The organism is Citrobacter freundii complex sp. CFNIH4 (assembly GCF_002934505.1).
GTDB lineage: Bacteria > Pseudomonadota > Gammaproteobacteria > Enterobacterales > Enterobacteriaceae > Citrobacter > Citrobacter freundii.
On the sequence record NZ_CP026231.1, the window covers coordinates 4,430,682 to 4,448,746 of the forward strand.

At 53.3% G+C, this 18,065-nt stretch carries 16 protein-coding genes and 4 tRNA genes; 15 read left to right on the forward strand and 5 right to left on the reverse strand.

The window, feature by feature from the left end:
* Position 1 precedes the first annotated feature (1 nt).
* From wzxE to C2U41_RS22715, 9 genes are all read left to right on the forward strand, one after another.
* Complete coding sequence (wzxE, locus tag C2U41_RS22675; protein WP_103848951.1) at positions 2–1,252, forward strand: lipid III flippase WzxE; 1,251 nt, start codon at positions 2–4, stop codon at positions 1,250–1,252.
* Positions 1,249–2,328, forward strand: coding sequence for a TDP-N-acetylfucosamine:lipid II N-acetylfucosaminyltransferase (locus C2U41_RS22680; RefSeq protein ID WP_046671401.1), 1,080 nt, complete (start codon positions 1,249–1,251; stop codon positions 2,326–2,328). Before wzxE ends, C2U41_RS22680 begins: the two co-directional genes overlap by 4 nt.
* Entirely contained in the window at positions 2,325–3,680 is a 1,356-nt protein-coding gene (gene wzyE, locus C2U41_RS22685; RefSeq protein ID WP_003017967.1) for an ECA oligosaccharide polymerase, read from the forward strand. Before C2U41_RS22680 ends, wzyE begins: the two co-directional genes overlap by 4 nt.
* Positions 3,680–4,420 (forward strand): lipopolysaccharide N-acetylmannosaminouronosyltransferase, encoded by a 741-nt coding sequence (gene wecG / locus C2U41_RS22690; RefSeq protein WP_003844623.1) that lies wholly within the window; start codon positions 3,680–3,682, stop codon positions 4,418–4,420. Before wzyE ends, wecG begins: the two co-directional genes overlap by 1 nt.
* Positions 4,421–4,697: 277 nt before the next feature.
* A complete protein-coding gene (gene thrP / locus C2U41_RS22695) occupies positions 4,698–6,083 on the forward strand; it encodes a bifunctional threonine/serine APC transporter ThrP (RefSeq protein WP_103848950.1) in 1,386 nt (461 codons plus the stop codon).
* 102 nt (positions 6,084–6,185) lie between these two features.
* Positions 6,186–6,262 (forward strand) — tRNA-Arg (locus C2U41_RS22700).
* Positions 6,263–6,318: 56 nt separating this feature from the next.
* A tRNA-His gene (locus C2U41_RS22705) sits at positions 6,319–6,394 on the forward strand.
* Between the two features lie 20 nt (positions 6,395–6,414).
* A tRNA-Leu gene (locus tag C2U41_RS22710) sits at positions 6,415–6,500 on the forward strand.
* Positions 6,501–6,541: 41 nt separating this feature from the next.
* Positions 6,542–6,618, forward strand: a tRNA-Pro gene (locus C2U41_RS22715).
* Positions 6,619–7,073: 455 nt separating this feature from the next.
* On the opposite strand, the gene hemY is transcribed toward C2U41_RS22715, so the two are convergent.
* The 4 genes from hemY to hemC are packed head-to-tail and all read right to left on the reverse strand — an operon-like array spanning position 7,074 to position 11,151.
* Positions 7,074–8,273 carry a protoheme IX biogenesis protein HemY gene (gene hemY / locus C2U41_RS22720; RefSeq protein ID WP_032938472.1) on the reverse strand — a complete coding sequence of 400 codons (1,200 nt, stop codon included), beginning with the start codon at positions 8,271–8,273 and terminating at the stop codon, positions 7,074–7,076.
* A 2-nt stretch (positions 8,274–8,275) separates the two neighbouring features.
* The gene (gene hemX, locus C2U41_RS22725; protein ID WP_048217005.1) at positions 8,276–9,451 is read right to left on the reverse strand and encodes a uroporphyrinogen-III C-methyltransferase; all 1,176 of its coding nucleotides are present in this window, start codon (positions 9,449–9,451) and stop codon (positions 8,276–8,278) included.
* Between the two features lie 21 nt (positions 9,452–9,472).
* A complete protein-coding gene (hemD, locus tag C2U41_RS22730) occupies positions 9,473–10,213 on the reverse strand; it encodes a uroporphyrinogen-III synthase (protein WP_003017952.1) in 741 nt (246 codons plus the stop codon).
* Entirely contained in the window at positions 10,210–11,151 is a 942-nt protein-coding gene (hemC, locus tag C2U41_RS22735; RefSeq protein WP_003841203.1) for a hydroxymethylbilane synthase, read from the reverse strand. Before hemC ends, hemD begins: the two co-directional genes overlap by 4 nt.
* A gap of 390 nt (positions 11,152–11,541) precedes the next feature.
* On the opposite strand from hemC, the gene cyaA reads away from it, so the two are divergent.
* On the forward strand, positions 11,542–14,088 hold the full coding sequence (gene cyaA, locus C2U41_RS22740) for a class I adenylate cyclase (RefSeq protein ID WP_003017946.1): 2,547 nt from the start codon (positions 11,542–11,544) through the stop codon (positions 14,086–14,088).
* A gap of 94 nt (positions 14,089–14,182) precedes the next feature.
* Here cyaA and cyaY read toward each other — a convergent pair whose 3' ends face one another.
* Positions 14,183–14,503: an iron donor protein CyaY gene (gene cyaY / locus C2U41_RS22745; protein WP_003017943.1), complete on the reverse strand. Its 321-nt coding sequence runs from the start codon at positions 14,501–14,503 to the stop codon at positions 14,183–14,185.
* A 138-nt stretch (positions 14,504–14,641) separates the two neighbouring features.
* On the opposite strand from cyaY, the gene lptM reads away from it, so the two are divergent.
* From lptM to yigB, 5 genes are read left to right on the forward strand one after another with little or no spacing between them, the layout of a single operon-like run.
* Complete coding sequence (gene lptM / locus C2U41_RS22750; RefSeq protein WP_003017937.1) at positions 14,642–14,845, forward strand: LPS translocon maturation chaperone LptM; 204 nt, start codon at positions 14,642–14,644, stop codon at positions 14,843–14,845.
* A gap of 49 nt (positions 14,846–14,894) precedes the next feature.
* Positions 14,895–15,719: a diaminopimelate epimerase gene (gene dapF / locus C2U41_RS22755; RefSeq protein WP_003841207.1), complete on the forward strand. Its 825-nt coding sequence runs from the start codon at positions 14,895–14,897 to the stop codon at positions 15,717–15,719.
* Positions 15,716–16,423 carry a DUF484 domain-containing protein gene (locus C2U41_RS22760; RefSeq protein WP_003841208.1) on the forward strand — a complete coding sequence of 236 codons (708 nt, stop codon included), beginning with the start codon at positions 15,716–15,718 and terminating at the stop codon, positions 16,421–16,423. The genes dapF and C2U41_RS22760 overlap by 4 nt, the downstream gene beginning before the upstream one ends.
* Positions 16,420–17,322 carry a tyrosine recombinase XerC gene (gene xerC / locus C2U41_RS22765; RefSeq protein ID WP_003841210.1) on the forward strand — a complete coding sequence of 301 codons (903 nt, stop codon included), beginning with the start codon at positions 16,420–16,422 and terminating at the stop codon, positions 17,320–17,322. Before C2U41_RS22760 ends, xerC begins: the two co-directional genes overlap by 4 nt.
* Positions 17,322–18,038, forward strand: a complete 717-nt coding sequence (yigB, locus tag C2U41_RS22770; protein WP_003017925.1) for a 5-amino-6-(5-phospho-D-ribitylamino)uracil phosphatase YigB — start codon at positions 17,322–17,324, stop codon at positions 18,036–18,038. Before xerC ends, yigB begins: the two co-directional genes overlap by 1 nt.
* Positions 18,039–18,065: the final 27 nt, after the last annotated feature.

Below are 18,065 nucleotides of genomic sequence, written 5' to 3' on the forward strand. Positions count from 1 at the left end.
AATGTCGCTTGCTAAAGCGTCCTTATGGACGGCAGCCAGTACGCTGGTAAAAATTGGTGCGGGTTTGCTGGTCGTGAAGCTGCTGGCGGTGTCGTTTGGCCCGGCAGGCGTGGGGCAGGCGGGTAACTTCCGCCAGATGGTCACCGTGCTTGGTGTCCTGGCGGGGGCCGGCATTTTCAACGGCGTCACGAAATATGTTGCGCAGCACCATGACGATCCGAACCAGCTCCGCAAGGTCGTCGGTACATCTTCCGCGATGGTGCTGGGATTCTCTACGCTGATGGCGGTGATTTTTCTGCTGGCGGCCGCACCAATCAGTCAGGGATTGTTTGGTCATACTCATTATCAGGGGCTGGTAAGACTGGTTGCGCTGGTGCAGATGGGCATTGCCTGGGCGAATCTGCTGTTGGCGTTGATGAAGGGTTTTCGCGATGCGGCGTGTAACGCGCTGTCGCTGATTGTGGGTAGCCTGGTGGGCGTAGTGGCTTATTATGGCTGTTATCGCCTGGGAGGGTATGAAGGCGCTTTGCTGGGTCTGGCATTAGTGCCCGCGTTGGTCGTTATCCCTGCCGCTATTATGCTGATTAAGCGCGGGGCGATTCCTCTGCATTACCTGAAACCCTCGTGGGATAACGGTCTGGCTGGACAGCTAAGCAAGTTTACGCTGATGGCGCTGATTACCTCCGTAACGTTGCCTGTGGCATACGTGATGATGCGAAACCTGCTGGCGGCGCAGTACAGTTGGGATGATGTGGGGATTTGGCAGGGGGTAAGCAGTATCTCTGATGCTTATCTGCAATTCATTACCGCTTCATTCAGCGTTTACTTGCTGCCGACGTTGTCGCGACTGACTGAAAAGCGCGACATTACGCGCGAGGTGGTTAAGTCGCTGAAGTTCGTGTTACCAGCAGTTGCCGCCGCGAGCTTTACCGTTTGGCTACTGCGTGACTTTGCTATCTGGCTGCTTTTCTCCGCAAAATTCACCGCCATGCGCGATCTGTTTGCCTGGCAACTGGTTGGCGATGTACTAAAAGTTGGGGCGTATGTCTTTGGGTATCTGGTGATCGCGAAAGCATCACTGCGGTTTTATATTTTGGCTGAAATTAGCCAGTTCATGTTATTGACGGTGTTTGCTCACTGGCTGATCCCTGCACATGGTGCGCTGGGAGCGGCACAGGCTTATATGGCAACGTACATCGTCTATTTTTCACTTTGTTGTGGCGTGTTTTTACTCTGGCGTAGGCGGGCATGACTGTACTGATTCACGTTCTGGGATCGGATATCCCTCACCATAACCAAACCGTGTTGCGGTTTTTCAACGACTCGCTTGCCGCGACGAGCGAGCACGCGCGCACGTTTATGGTTGCCGGTCAGGATGCGGGATTCAGTGAGAGCTGCCCGGCGTTATCGCTGAGTTTTTACAGCGGGAAAAAAGCGTTAGCCGAAGCAGTTATCGCGAAAGCAAAAGCGAATCGCCAACAGCGATTCTTCTTCCACGGTCAGTTCAACACCAGCCTGTGGTTGGCGCTGCTGGGCGGGAGAATTAAACCGACGCAGTTTTACTGGCATATCTGGGGTGCTGATTTATACGAAGTCTCCAGTGGGCTGAAATTCCGCCTGTTTTACCCGATTCGCCGCATGGCGCAGAATCGCGTGGGCTGCGTGTTTGCCACACGGGGCGATTTACGTTATTTCGCCGAGCAACATCCGCATGTACGGGGTGAGTTGCTCTATTTCCCAACGCGAATGGATCCTTCACTCAATAACATGAGCAATGATTGTCAGCGCAGCGGCAAGATGACGGTGCTGGTTGGCAACTCTGGCGATCGCAGCAATGAGCATGTTGCCGCGCTGCGTGCTGTCCATCAGCAGTTCGGCGACACGGTGAACGTGATTGTACCGATGGGTTACCCCGCCAATAATGATGCCTATATCGATGAGGTTCGCCAGGCCGGTATGGCATTATTTAGCGCTGATAATCTGCAGATTTTAAGTGAAAAGCTGGAATTTGATGCCTATCTAACATTATTGCGGCAATGCGATTTGGGTTACTTTATTTTTGCCCGACAGCAGGGGATCGGTACCCTGTGTTTGCTGATCCAGGCGGGTATCCCGTGCGTGCTCAACCGTGAAAATCCCTTCTGGCAGGATATGGTGGAACAGAATCTTCCGGTGTTATTTACCACGGATGATCTCAATGAAGGCGTCGTACGTGAAGCGCAGCGCCAGTTGGCATCGGTAGATAAAAACACGATTACCTTCTTTAGCCCGAATTATCTGCAGCCGTGGTATAACGCGCTGCGCATTGCTTCAGGAGAAACCGTATGAGCCTGATGCAATTCAGCGGTCTGCTGGTAGTCTGGCTGCTCTCCACCTTGTTTATCGCCACGCTGACCTGGTTTGAGTTCCGCCGCGTACGTTTTAACTTCAATGTTTTCTTCTCATTGTTGTTCTTGCTGACGTTCTTCTTCGGATTCCCGTTAACCAGCATCCTGGTGTTCCGCTTTGATGTGGCGGTGGCTCCGCCGGAGATCCTGCTGCAGGCCTTGCTGTCAGCAGCCTGTTTCTATGCCGTCTACTACGTGACGTATAAAACGCGATTGCGTAAGCGAGTAGAGGGTAAGCCGCGCAGGCCGCTGTTTACTATCAATCGCGTTGAAGCCCATTTGACCTGGGTTATCCTGATGGCGATTGCGCTGGTGAGCGTGGGCGTCTTCTTTATGCACAACGGATTCCTGCTGTTCAGACTGCAATCCTATAGCCAGATTTTTTCCAGCGAAGTCTCTGGGGTCGCTCTGAAGCGTTTCTTCTACTTCTTCATTCCGGCCATGCTGGTGGTTTATTTCCTGCGTCAGGACAGCAAAGCGTGGTTGTTCTTCCTGGTGAGCACCGTCGCGTTTGGTTTGCTGACCTATATGATTGTGGGCGGGACGCGCGCCAATATCATCATTGCGTTTGCCATCTTCTTGTTTATCGGCATTATTCGCGGCTGGATTTCGCTGTGGATGTTGGTCGCCGCAGGCGTGCTGGGTATTGTCGGGATGTTCTGGCTGGCCTTGAAGCGCTACGGAATGAGCGTTAGCGGCGATGAGGCGTTCTATACGTTCCTGTACCTTACGCGCGACACCTTCTCGCCGTGGGAGAACCTGGCGCTGTTGCTGCAGAATTACCACAATATTGAGTTCCAGGGGCTGGCGCCGATTGTTCGTGACTTCTATGTCTTTATCCCTTCCTGGCTGTGGCCTGGGCGGCCGAGTATTGTACTCAACTCAGCGAACTACTTTACCTGGGAAGTGTTGAACAACCACTCAGGGCTGGCGATTTCGCCGACGTTAATTGGTTCACTGGTGGTGATGGGCGGGGCGCTTTTTATACCATTAGGCGCGATTGTCGTTGGACTCATTATCAAGTGGTTCGACTGGCTGTATGAGCTAGGTAACCAAGAAACCAATCGCTATAAGGCGGCGATTTTGCACAGTTTCTGTTTTGGCGCCATTTTCAATATGATCGTGTTGGCACGTGAAGGGCTGGATTCGTTTGTCTCGCGAGTGGTCTTTTTCCTCGTGATTTTTGGCGTTTGCCTACTGATGGCAAAACTGCTGTTTTGGCTATTCGATAGCGCAGGACTCATCCATAAACGAATCAAGTCGCTGCCCCGGACACAAATTGAAGGATCGTAATGACAGATAACATAACTGCGCCGCTGTATTCGCTGCGCGGATTACAACTGATTGGCTGGCGCGATATGCAACATGCGCTGAATTACCTGTTTGCCGAAGGACACCTCAGGTCAGGAACGCTGGTGGCTATCAACGCTGAGAAAATGCTGACAGCAGAAGATAATCCTGAAGTGAGGGAGCTGATCAACGCCGCGGAGTTCAAATATGCGGATGGGATTAGCGTGGTGCGTTCGGTGCGCAAAAAATTCCCGCAGGCGCAGGTTTCACGTGTGGCCGGTGCTGATCTTTGGGAAGCGCTGATGGCGCGAGCCGGGCAAAACGGAACGCCTGTTTTCCTGGTTGGTGGCAAGCCTGAAGTTCTGGCGCAAACAGAGGCAAAACTACGTGCACAGTGGCGTGTGAACATTGTGGGTAGCCAGGATGGTTATTTTACCTCAGAGCAGCGTCAGGCGTTATTTGAGCGTATTCACGCCAGCGGCGCGCAAATTGTGACGGTGGCGATGGGTTCGCCGAAACAAGAGATCTTTATGCGTGATTGCCGCAAGACTCACCCTGACGCGCTGTATATGGGCGTGGGTGGCACCTACGACGTCTTTACCGGTCACGTTAAGCGTGCGCCTAAAATCTGGCAAAATCTGGGGCTGGAGTGGCTGTATCGCTTATTGTCGCAACCGAGCCGTATTACTCGACAACTTCGCTTATTACGCTATCTACGCTGGCACTATACCGGCAACCTCTGACGCCCTCTCTCCTCTGATAAGTAGCGTGATCTGCTAATTACGCTACTTATTCACAACATAATCGCTGCTTTCTCGCACAATATATTCATTTTTTGAATGCTTTAATTGCCATTTAAGCGATTTTAGGAAACCATTCGCAACAATCATTTCAGTGCCGTGGAGTTTTGACGCCAACTGCTAAGCGGTCGGTGTCGTATAGCCTGTTATGACATAACAAGATGTACCCATAACGAGAACCGGTAATACCGGACAGCATGCAAACACAACAAGAGGATTTATGGCCGAGAACAAACCTGAGCTACAGCGTGGGCTGGAGGCTCGTCACATCGAATTAATTGCCCTCGGGGGCACTATTGGCGTCGGGCTGTTTATGGGGGCCGCCAGTACCCTGAAATGGGCGGGACCTTCGGTTCTGCTGGCGTATATCGTCGCCGGGCTGTTCGTATTTTTCATTATGCGTTCTATGGGGGAGATGTTATTCCTCGAGCCGGTTGCCGGTTCATTCGCTGTTTACGCTCACCGTTATATGAGCCCCTTCTTTGGCTATCTCACCGCCTGGTCATACTGGTTTATGTGGATGGCGGTGGGGATCTCAGAGATTACCGCCATCGGGGTGTACGTCCAGTTCTGGTTCCCGGAAATGGCGCAATGGATACCCGCACTGATCGCGGTCGGACTGGTTGCATTGGCGAACCTCGCCGCAGTTCGCTTGTATGGTGAAATTGAGTTCTGGTTTGCCATGATCAAAGTGACCACCATCATTGTGATGATCGTCATTGGGTTAGGGGTGATTTTCTTCGGTTTTGGTAATGGCGGTCAGGCGATCGGCTTTGGCAACCTGACCGAACACGGCGGTTTCTTTGCCGGTGGTTGGAAGGGCTTCCTGACAGCATTGTGTATTGTCGTGGCTTCTTACCAGGGCGTGGAGCTGATTGGCATTACTGCAGGTGAAGCGAAGAACCCACAGGTCACGCTGCGTAGCGCGGTAGGTAAAGTGCTGTGGCGTATCCTGATTTTCTACGTTGGCGCAATTTTTGTTATCGTCACTATTTTCCCGTGGAACGAGATTGGCAGCAACGGCAGTCCGTTTGTTCTCACCTTTGCCAATATTGGTATTACCGCCGCGGCGGGGATTATTAACTTTGTGGTCCTGACGGCGGCGCTGTCGGGTTGTAACAGTGGCATGTACAGCTGTGGGCGTATGCTCTACGCGCTGGCCAAGAATCGCCAGCTCCCCGCCGCTGTTGGGAAAGTTTCTCGCCATGGCGTACCGGTTGCCGGCGTGGCCATTTCTATCGCGATCCTGCTGATTGGTTCGTGCCTGAACTACATCATTCCCAATCCGCAGCGCGTGTTTGTTTATGTCTATAGCGCCAGCGTGTTGCCGGGGATGGTGCCGTGGTTTGTGATCCTGATAAGCCAGCTGCGTTTCCGTCAGGCGCATAAAGCGGCGATTGCCAGTCATCCATTCCGCTCCATTCTGTTCCCGTGGGCGAATTATTTGACGATGGCGTTCCTGATTTGCGTATTAATTGGCATGTACTTTAATGAAGATACCCGAATGTCGCTTTTTGTTGGCATGGGTTTCTTGTTGGCCGTGACGTTCATTTATAAGGTTTTTGGTCTGAATCGTCATGGCACAGCCCATAAATTGCGGGAATAAGCGACAAAACGCACAAACCATGACCAAACGATAATTTATTTTAAAAAAGCACTAGACAGAAGACCGAGACCTCCGTAATATCCAGCCCCGCAACGGCGCTAAGCGCCCGTAGCTCAGCTGGATAGAGCGCTGCCCTCCGGAGGCAGAGGTCTCAGGTTCGAATCCTGTCGGGCGCACCATTTAGTAGGGTGCCAGAGCTGCGGTGGTTTTAATACCGCGTAAAAGATTTGCAGTGGTGGCTATAGCTCAGTTGGTAGAGCCCTGGATTGTGATTCCAGTTGTCGTGGGTTCGAATCCCATTAGCCACCCCATTAATTTAAAGTTGTGAAATGCGAAGGTGGCGGAATTGGTAGACGCGCTAGCTTCAGGTGTTAGTGTCCTTAGGATGTGGGGGTTCGAGTCCCCCCCCTCGCACCACGACTTAAAGAATTGAACTAAAAATTCAAAAAGCAGTAAAACGGCGAGTAGCGCAGCTTGGTAGCGCAACTGGTTTGGGACCAGTGGGTCGGAGGTTCGAATCCTCTCTCGCCGACCAATTTTGAACCCCGCTTCGGCGGGGTTTTTTGTTTTCTGATTTTCCCTTCTCAGCCTTTATTCCCGCGAATTACCTGATGTCTTAAAAAGTCCGAATACCTGGTTTTTGCAGTGCAATCGTGGCATGCCTTGTGCAATAATATGCGGGTAGATGCTCATTCCATCTCTTATGTTCGCCCTCTGGCCTCATAAACTCAGGAATGATGCAGAGCCATTTACGGTGCTTATCGTCCACAGACAGATGTCGCGTAGCCTCATCAAACACCATGGACATAACGTTGAGTGAAGCACCCATTTATGTTGTCATACAGACCTGTTTAACGCCTGCTCCTTACCGAGCGGGCGTTTTTTTATGCATACACAAAATCCTTCGAGCTGCTTCTCGAATGATTTTGTGTATACGAGATGAAAAATATGTAGGCCCGGTAAGCGAAAGCGCCACCGGGCATTCAGGAGTTACTGCGGGGGATTGTTGTTCTGCAACGTCAACATCAGGCCATCACGACGCATGGTGGCGGCTTCTTCCGGTTGATGCAGTCTGTCCAGCGCGTCAGCAAGCCAGGCGTAGTCATAGGCATCCGGGCGCTGTTTGAGAGCGGCACGGAAGGCGAGCGTGGCTTCCTGCCATTCCCCATGCTTCATTAACGACTGACCCAGCGTACTCCACAGCAACGGGCGATCGCCCACGGCTTTAATCTGCTGGCGCAACACTTTTTCTATCTGTTCCGGATTATTGGTTTTCAGACGCGGGATCGGCAGCACCAGACGGTCATCGTACTGACGTTTCAAACCATCAATGATGACCTGCTGCGCCGTATCGTGATCGTCACACTCAATCAGATGTTCAGCCATTGCTACCTGCAAAGCAACCTGATGACGAGTTTTACGGTTCTGGTTTTTCCACCATGCACGCAGCCCCTCGCTGCCCTGATCGGCGCGGACCTGATCCATCAAGCCAACCCATGCCTGTTGTTCCAGCATGGCGCGGTGCTCGTCATCACCCACATGCGCTTTTGCCATGGATGGGATGATATCCAGCAAGGAACTCCATGCGCCGGTGCGAATGTAGGCCTGCTCAGCCAGACGCAGCACTTCCGGATGACGTGGCGTTACTTCCAGCAGTTTGTCTATGCTGTGGCGTGCGGCGTGATTTTCATTACGCGCCAGTTGCAGGCGAACGCGAGCGATTTCTACCGGGATCGTATCATTTCCCGCCAGTTCGGTAGCACGCTCAAGGTGTTGGTTGGCGCGAGCTTCGTCACCGCGCTGCTGAGCCGCTTCTGCCGCCAGCAGGTAATTCACTACTGGCTGTTCTGCATGATCGGCATTTTTCGACATCAGCTTCTCAACCTGCTGATAGTCACCTTCTGCCAGTTTGAGCAGCGCCTGTTCGGTCTGCTTACGGGCGCGACGACGTTTACGACCCACAAACCACCCACGGGTATGTGCGCCGGTGCGGAAAATTCGGCGCAACAGCCATTCAATCGCAAACAGGACGACCATGGCGACGATCAGGATGATCACCAGGCCCGTCACGCTGGTTTCGATATTGTAGTTATCCGTCTGGATCAGCACATAGCCCTGATGACCGGCTATCATCGGACCGACGACGATCCCGGCGATCAACAGCACAAAGAGCAACAATACTTTTAGCATCATTATTCTCCTTGCGGCGCGGTTGCCGGAGCGTCTGTCGAAGGCGCTGGCGCTGCTGCTACCGGTGCTGTGGCAGGTTGCGCCAGTAAATTACGTACGCGGGTCTGCATTAACTTGTCGAGAATAGCCTGACTCTGCAGCGTTTCCGGGACATCCATACTGATGCTTTGCTGGCTCAGTTGGTCTACTTCTTCAAGGAACGCTTTGGTCGCTGCATCGTCGGTGTCGTAGTAAGCACGCACCCATGTGGAGACATTTTCCAGCGCCTGGCGGTATGTCTCTTCCTGATGACGCGGCACGGCCTGTGCAGCTACTAACAGGCGGGAACGGATATTTTCACGTAAGTAAACGTCCTGGTTCGGTGCCAGCAGCGGTACGGCAGTTTCATCACGACGGCGCACGGTGATAAAGCTGTCCATAAAGTTCTGCCAGCTTTTTTGCAGATTGACGCGCCATTCGCTAATCGAGCTGGAAAGCTCGCTGCTGTCCGAGTCCATCGGTGAATCGTCGGTGTCGTTGTCGGCCAAACGCAGGTTATCGATCTGATTAGAGAGTTGATTCACTTTCAGGATAATGCCGTCATAGTCGACCTGAGTCACCGCGGAGAGGCTCGCGATATCGTCAGTAATCGCACGTCGCGCGGTAATTAAGCTCGGGTCGTTCATATCTGCCAGACTGGCATCGGCGCTTTTCAGCAGCGCCGCGGCGGTAGTGACGTCCTGATCGCTCCATAATTTGCGACCAGCCAGTTTCACCAGGAAATCAGCCTGCGCCAGCAGCCATGTTCCAGCATCGCTGCCGGAGATGGCGGCGACTTTTTGCTGGACTTCATCAAGCTGTTTGACCAGCGCGGCCTGCTGGCGAGTGGCTTCATCCAGCTGCGTTGCCTGCTGTTTAATAATACCTTCCAGTTCAGCTTTCTGGCTTTCCTGCGCTTTTTGCAGTGCCGTCAGCTGGTTCGCCAGCGCATCGCTGGTTGCCGTTTGTGTTGTTGCCTGTTGTTTCCCCCAGCCGTACAGCCCAACGCCTGCTGCCAGCGCAATAGCAATTGCCACAGCGCTCAGAATCAGCGCCGTGCTGTTCTTACTCTTTTTTTCAGTATTAACTGGCTGTGACGTGGTTTCCACGGCCTCCCTGGTCTCTTCAACCACGGCGGAGGATTTTTCTTGTTCCGTCATTATGGCATCCCATTATGAGAGTTATTGTAATGCGCGTAGAAGCGCATCGTTGTCGGCGTTATCAGCGACCTTAATATCTTGCCAGCCCAGTTCCCGGGCGAGGTGCGCCAGACGCTCACTGACGACCAGCAGCCGACAGCGTAGTAACCAGTGCTCACGATACCACTGTGGAATAAGCGTCCAGAGCTGTTGTAGCATCTCTCCGCTAGTGACGACCACCGTGGTTACGCCACGGGATTGCCAGCGCATCGCTTCTTCTGCACCATCGTAATATTTTGCACTGCGTTGATAACATTCACAAAAATCGACATCGGCTCCGCGTGCCGTCAGGGTTTCACCTATCAGCTCACGGCCACCGTTGCCGCGTAATATAAGCGCGCGTTTTCCCGCAATATTTTGTAATTCAGGTAATTGTAGCAAGACTTCGCTAATTTCCCGATCCAGAGGGTAGTGAATATTGAAGCCACTAACAGTATGCAGCGCCAGCGCCGTTGTACGGCCAATGGCAAAATATTGCGGAAGGGATGGCCAGCTTTTCTCTTGCTGCTGAAGCTCGGCATCTGCAAAGGTAACGGCGTGCTGCGAGAGGGCGAAGACCAGATCGTTCTCCGTCAGCGCCGACAGTCGGGAAGCAAGCGTTGCCAGTTCCCGACCAGGTGAAAACTCGATGAGCGGAAAACTCCAGGCCACCTGCCCCAGTGTGCGCAGACGGCTCACTAACTCTTCCCCTGCGGGAGACGGGCGGGTGACCAGAATACTCATGCGGGTGCTTCTCCGTTATAAACTTCAGCCAGAATGGCGCGCGCACCATTCTCCAGCAGTTCTTCTGCCAGAGAGATGCCCATCTGTTCGGCATCCTGTGTGGCGCCGCGACGTTCTCCGCATACCATCTGTGAACCGTCTGGCGCGCCGACCAGCGCACGTAGCCAAATTTCACCGTCGATGATTTCGGCATAGCTACCAATAGGTACCTGACATCCCCCTTCCAGGCGGGTGTTCATGGCGCGTTCTGCTTTGACGCGTAGCGCGGTTTCTTCATGGTTGAGCGGCGCTAACAGCGCCTGAGTGCGCATATCATCCAGTCGACATTCTATGCCTACTGCGCCTTGTCCGACAGCGGGCAGGGAGACTTCCGGCGGCAGAGCGGTACGGACTCGCGACTCAAGACCTAAACGTTTTAATCCAGCGACCGCCAGAATAATGGCGTCATAATCGCCGTTATCCAGTTTGCTGAGGCGCGTGCCTACGTTGCCGCGCAGCGAACGGATGACGAGATCCGGGCGACGCTTCGCCAACTGGCACTGGCGACGCAAACTGGATGTCCCAACGATGCTGCCTGCGGGGAGTTCATCCAGCGTGTTGTACTTATTTGAGACGAAAGCATCACGCGGATCCTCTCGCTCGCAAATGGTGACCAGTCCAAGACCGTCAGGGAATTCAACCGGCACATCCTTCATGGAATGCACGGCGATATCGGCGCGTTTTTCCAGCAGCGCGACTTCCAGCTCTTTAACAAACAACCCTTTCCCTCCGACTTTCGCCAGCGGGGTATCAAGGATCACATCGCCACGGGTTACCATAGGAACCAGTTCCACGATCAGACCTGGGTGGTTTGCCATTAAGGCGTCTTTGACATAATGTGCCTGCCAGAGCGCAAGGGGGCTTTGGCGTGTGGCAATTCTCAAAACATTGTCTAACATGCTTGTTACCGTCATTATCAATCATTGACCATCCTAACATCCTTATCAAAGGGATGTCAGCGTTACGCTCAAACGTAAGTGAGAGGAAAGGCGCTGCATCATCACTGTCAGTGAATAATGACGAGAAAAACCTCCCGACCGTATGAAGGAATTTACACGTAACGAACGGTGCTACACTGGTATGTAGCGCATCTTTCTTTACGGTCAATGAGCAAGGTGTTAAATTGATCACGTTTTAGACCATTTTTTCATCTGTAACTAATAAAAGTGCAGGGGAAAAAGGTAACGGTTATTTTTGACATACGGTTTATCCGGACTGATGACGAGGGTGGTGAGCGTTTGCGCCGCTGCTATCGACGCCATGACGGATGCAACATCAGGCGATACGTCTTGTACCTCTATATTGAGACTCTGAAACAGAGACTGGATGCCATAAATCAACTGCGTGTGGATCGCGCGCTTGCTGCCATGGGACCTGCTTTCCAGCAGGTATACAGTCTGCTGCCGACATTATTGCACTACCACCATCCGCTGATGCCGGGTTACCTTGATGGTAACGTTCCCAAGGGCATATGCCTTTACACGCCTGATGAAACCCAACGCCACTACCTGAACGAGCTGGAACTGTACCGCGGTATGTCGCCGCAGGACCCGCCGAAGGGCGAACTGCCGATCACCGGCGTTTACTCAATGGGCAGTACCTCTTCGGTAGGGCAAAGCTGTTCGTCTGACCTTGATATCTGGGTCTGCCATCAATCCTGGCTGGATAGCGAAGAGCGCCAGCTGCTGCAGCGAAAATGTAGCCTGCTGGAAAGCTGGGCGGCCTCGCTGGGTGTGGAAGTCAGTTTCTTCCTGATTGATGAAAACCGTTTCCGTCACAATGAAAGCGGCAGTCTGGGTGGTGAAGATTGTGGTTCGACGCAGCATATCCTGTTGCTGGATGAATTCTATCGCACCGCTGTGCGCCTCGCGGGTAAACGTATTCTGTGGAATATGGTGCCGGGCGACGAAGAAGAGCACTACGACGATTACGTCATGACGCTCTACGCACAGGGGGTGTTAACGCCAAATGAATGGCTGGATCTCGGCGGACTCAGTTCGCTTTCCGCCGAAGAGTACTTTGGCGCCAGCCTCTGGCAGTTGTACAAGAGTATCGACTCCCCGTACAAAGCGGTACTGAAAACGCTGTTGCTGGAAGCCTATTCCTGGGAATATCCCAACCCACGACTGTTGGCGAAAGACATTAAACAGCGCTTGCATGACGGCGAGATCGTCTCTTTTGGTCTCGACCCTTACTGCATGATGCTGGAGCGCGTTACCGAGTACCTCACGGCGATCGAAGATCCGACGCGCCTGGATTTAGTACGTCGATGTTTCTACTTAAAAGTGTGCGAGAAACTGAGCCGTGAGCGCGCCTGCGTGGGCTGGCGTCGTGAAGTATTAAGTCAGTTAGTGAAAGAGTGGGGCTGGGATGACACCCGTCTGACCATGCTGGATAACCGCGCTAACTGGAAGATTGACCAGGTACGTGAAGCGCATAACGAACTGCTCGATGCGATGATGCAGAGCTATCGTAACCTGATCCGCTTTGCGCGGCGCAATAACCTCAGCGTCAGCGCCAGTCCGCAGGATATCGGCGTGCTGACCCGTAAGCTGTATGCTGCGTTTGAAGCGTTGCCGGGTAAGGTCACGCTGGTGAACCCGCAGATATCTCCGGATCTCTCGGAACCGAATCTGACCTTTATCCATGTACCGCCGGGTCGTGCCAACCGTTCGGGTTGGTATCTCTACAACCGCGCGCCTAACATGGACTCGATCATCAGCCATCAGCCGCTGGAATATAACCGCTATCTCAACAAGCTGGTGGCGTGGGCATGGTTCAATGGCCTGCTGACCTCGCGTACGCATTTGTTTATTAAGGGCAACGGCATTGTTGATTTGCCGAAGCTGCAGGAAATGGTCGCCGACGTGTCGCACCACTTCCCGCTGCGACTGCCTGCGCCAACGCCGAAAGCGCTCTATAGCCCATGCGAAATTCGCCATCTGGCGATTATCGTTAACCTCGAATATGACCCGACGGCAGCGTTTCGCAATCAGGTGGTGCATTTTGATTTCCGTAAGCTGGACGTCTTCAGTTTTGGTGAAGAGCAAAAATGCCTGGTGGGTAGCGTAGACCTGCTGTACCGCAACTCGTGGAATGAAGTGCGTACGCTGCACTTCAACGGCGAGCAGGCGATGATTGAAGCGTTAAAAACGATTCTGGGCAAAATGCACCAGGATGCCGCGCCGCCAGATAGCGTCGAGGTCTTCTGCTATAGCCAGCATCTGCGCGGTTTAATTCGCACCCGCGTTCAGCAACTGGTGTCTGAGTGCATCGAATTACGTCTGTCCAGCACCCGTCAGGAAACCGGACGTTTCAAAGCGCTACGTGTTTCCGGCCAGACGTGGGGATTGTTCTTCGAGCGCCTGAACGTCTCGGTGCAGAAGCTGGAAAACGCGATTGAATTCTATGGCGCGATTTCACATAACAAACTGCACGGGCTTTCGGTCCAGGTTGAGACCAACCATGTGAAACTGCCGTCGGTGGTAGACGGTTTTGCCAGTGAAGGGATTATTCAGTTCTTTTTCGAAGAAACGGGTGATGAGCAGGGCTTTAATATCTACATTCTGGACGAAAGCAATCGGGCTGAGGTGTATCACCACTGCGAAGGTAGTAAAGAGGAACTGGTACGCGACGTCAGCCGTTTCTACTCATCGTCGCACGATCGTTTTACCTACGGCTCCAGCTTCATCAACTTTAACCTGCCGCAGTTCTATCAGATTGTGAAAACCGACGGGCGCGCGCAGGTGATTCCGTTCCGCACCCAGCCGATTAGCGCTGTTCCGCCCGTCAATCAGGACAACGACGCGCCGCAGTTGCAGCAGTACTTCTCTTAAGCATAGTGCCGGATGGCGGTGTAAACACCTTATCCGGCCTCCAAATGCGCGAGATACCCAGGCAGGATAAGCGAAGCGCATCCGGCAATCACACTTAGTGGAAGCTCACCTCTTCACCTGCCTGCTGCGTTGCCGCCTGTTCCAGCAGATCCCAGAACGTTTCGCCGCTTCGGTCGCAGATCCACTCGTCGCCTTTCAGGTCAAAATGGTAGCCGCCCTGTTTGGTCGCCAGCCATACCTGGTGCAGCGGCTCCTGACGGTTAATGATAATTTTGCTGCCGTTTTCGAAACTGATGGTCAGAACGCCGCCGTTGATCTCACAATCAATATCGCTGTCGCCATCCCAGTCATCCAGACGTTCTTCAATGGTCATCCACAGGGTGTCAGCAAGGCGATGAAATTCACTGTCGTTCATTTTCTTATCCTATTTTTCGTGATGCCCGCAGTATAACGTGGAATAAATCGCGATGCAGTTTTTAGCCAAACTCTTGCTTTTACGCCTTCTCCTGCGATGATAGAAAACAGAAAGCATGAACTTTACAGGCCATCAATAATGAAAAACGTGTTAAAGCCACTCGCTGTCATTTTTACTCTGTTCAGCCTGACGGGCTGTGGGCTAAAAGGCCCGCTCTATTTCCCACCAGCTGATAAAACCGCGCCGCCTCCGACCAAGAGCGTTCAGCCGCAATCGCAATCCACCACGCCTGAGAAAAACGATCGTGGGATTAGTGATGGGCCTTCTCAGGTGAATTACTAACGGCAGGAATAGATTTTACATTTCTGTACCCGCGTGAACGGAGTGAATGATGCAATTCTCTAAAATGCATGGCCTTGGCAACGATTTTATGGTCGTCGACGCGGTAACGCAGAATGTCTTTTTCTCACCAGAGCTGATCCGCCGCCTGGCCGACAGACATCTCGGCGTTGGATTTGATCAACTGCTGGTGGTTGAACCTCCGTATGATCCGGAGCTGGATTTCCACTACCGTATTTTTAATGCCGACGGCAGTGAAGTGTCACAGTGCGGCAATGGCGCCCGCTGTTTTGCCCGTTTTGTTCGCCTGAAAGGGCTGACCAATAAGCGCGATATTCGCGTCAGTACCGCGAATGGTCGTATGGTATTAACCGTAACCGACGACGAGCTGGTGCGGGTGAATATGGGCGAACCCAATTTTGAACCCTCGCAGGTTCCTTTTCGCGCTAATAAAGCAGAGAAGACCTATATTATGCGCGTGGCCGAACAGACAGTATTGTGCGGCGTGGTTTCAATGGGGAATCCGCACTGCGTGATTCAGGTTGATGATGTTGATACGGCCACGGTAGAAACACTGGGACCGGTTCTGGAAAGCCATGAACGCTTCCCTGAACGCGCCAACATCGGATTTATGCAGGTGGTAAAACGCGAGCATATCCGACTGCGCGTCTATGAGCGCGGTGCGGGTGAAACGCAGGCCTGCGGCAGCGGTGCATGCGCCGCCGTTGCAGTCGGTATCCAGCAGGGGCTGCTGGCAGAAGAAGTGAGGGTGGAATTACCGGGCGGTCGACTTGATATCGCCTGGAAAGGTCCGGGTCATCCGCTGTATATGACTGGCCCGGCGGCACATGTCTACGACGGATTTATTCACTTATGAAGCAACCAGGGGAAGAACTACAGGAAACGCTCATGGAGCTCGACGATCGGGCGGTCGTCGATTATCTGCAACGTAATCCTGAGTTTTTTATCCGTAATGCCCAGGCTGTTGAAGCGATGCGAGTTCCGCACCCAGTGCGGGGCACGGTCTCTTTAGTGGAATGGCATATGGCGCGGGCGCGTAATCATATTAACGTGCTGGAAGAGAACATGGCGCTGTTGATGGAACAGGCCAACGCCAATGAAAGCCTGTTCTATCGTCTGTTAAATCTGCAAGGACGTCTGGTGGCGGCCAGCAGCCTTGACGATATGCTGATGCGATTTCATCGCTGGGCGCGTGAGTTAGGGCTGGCAGGAGCGACGGTTCGTCTGTTCCCGGATCGCTGGCGACTAGGCGCGCCCTCAAAATTCACCCATCTGGCATTAAGCCGTCAGGCTTTTGAACCGTTGCGTATCCAGCGTTTGGGCCAGTCGCAGCACTATCTTGGGCCGCTCAATGGTCCTGAATTGCTGGTCATGATGCCGGAGGCGAAAGCCATAGGCTCAGTCGCGATGTCGATGCTCGGGCAGGATGGATCCCTTGGCGTGATGCTGTTTAGCAGTCGTGATGTTAATCATTACCAGCAGGGGCAAGGCACGCAATTGCTGCAGGAAATCTCGCTGATGTTGCCGGAGCTGCTGGAGCGCTGGATTGAACGCGTATGACCGATTCACCCCTTTCTCAGGATGTGGCGCGCTTTTTGCGCTATCTGGGCGTTGAGCGTCAGCTTAGCCCGATCACCTTGCTTAATTATCAGCGTCAGCTTGATGCCATCATTGCGTTAGCTGGAGAGACCGGTCTGCAAAGCTGGCAACAATGTGATGCGCTCATGGTCCGCAGTTTTGCTGTTCGCAGCCGTCGTAAAGGATTGGGGCCGGCGAGTCTGGCGCTGCGTCTCTCCGCGTTACGCAGTTTCTTCGACTGGCTGGTTAATCAGGGCGAACTGAAAGCCAATCCGGCAAAAAGCGTTTCCGCGCCGAAAGCACCGCGTCATCTGCCTAAAAATATCGATGTCGACGACGTTAATCGTCTGCTGGATATCGATCTCAACGACCCCCTTGCCGTGCGTGATAGAGCGATGCTGGAAGTGATGTACGGCGCGGGTCTGCGTTTATCTGAACTGGTTGGGCTGGATATTAAACATCTCGATCTCGACACCGGCGAAGTGTGGGTGATGGGTAAGGGCAGTAAAGAGCGTCGCCTGCCGATTGGCCGCAATGCGGTGGCGTGGATTGAGCACTGGCTGGATCTGCGCGGACTCTTTGGCTGCGATGACGATGCGCTATTTCTGTCCAAACTGGGCAAACGCATCTCGGCGCGTAACGTGCAGAAACGCTTTGCTGAATGGGGTATCAAGCAGGGGCTGAACAGCCACGTACATCCCCACAAATTACGCCACTCCTTTGCGACGCATATGCTGGAGTCGAGCGGCGATCTGCGCGGAGTGCAGGAGTTATTGGGTCATGCCAATCTCTCCACAACTCAAATCTATACCCATCTTGATTTTCAACACCTGGCTTCAGTGTACGATGCGGCGCATCCGCGCGCCAAACGGGGGAAATAATGCGTTTTTACCGGCCTTTGGGGCGCATTTCTGCGCTCACCTTTGACCTTGATGACACCCTTTACGATAACCGTCCCGTTATCACACGCACCGAGCAGGAAGCGCTCGCGTTTGTACAGAATTACCATCCGGCGTTGAATTCGCTGCAAAATAGCGACCTACAGCGCTTGCGTCAGGCCGTTCGTGACGCCGAGCCGGAAATCTATCACGATGTTACCCAATGGCGTCACCGGGCCGTAGAACGCGCTATGCTGGAGGCGGGTTTGTCAGCGGCAGAAGCCAGAATGGGGGCGAATGCGGCGATGATGAATTTTGCCAAATGGCGTAGCCGCATTGAAGTCCCACAGACGACGCATGACACGCTGAAAGCGCTGGCTCGCAAATGGCCGCTGGTGGCGATCACCAACGGTAACGCGCAGCCGGAACTGTTTGGCCTGGGTGATTACTTTGAATTTGTGCTGCGCGCCGGTCCCGACGGACGATCAAAACCGTTCAGCGACATGTACACGCTGGCGGCGGAAAAACTGAAAATGCCTGTAGGTGAGATCCTGCATGTGGGTGATGACCTGACGACAGACGTCGCGGGCGCTATCCGTTGTGGTATGCAGGCCTGCTGGATCAAACCGGAAAATGCCGACCTGATGCACACCGCTGACAGCCGTTTGCTGCCGCATATCGAAATTTCACAGTTGGCATCTCTGACCTCGCTGATATAATCACCAACAACTCTGTATAAATTCCCA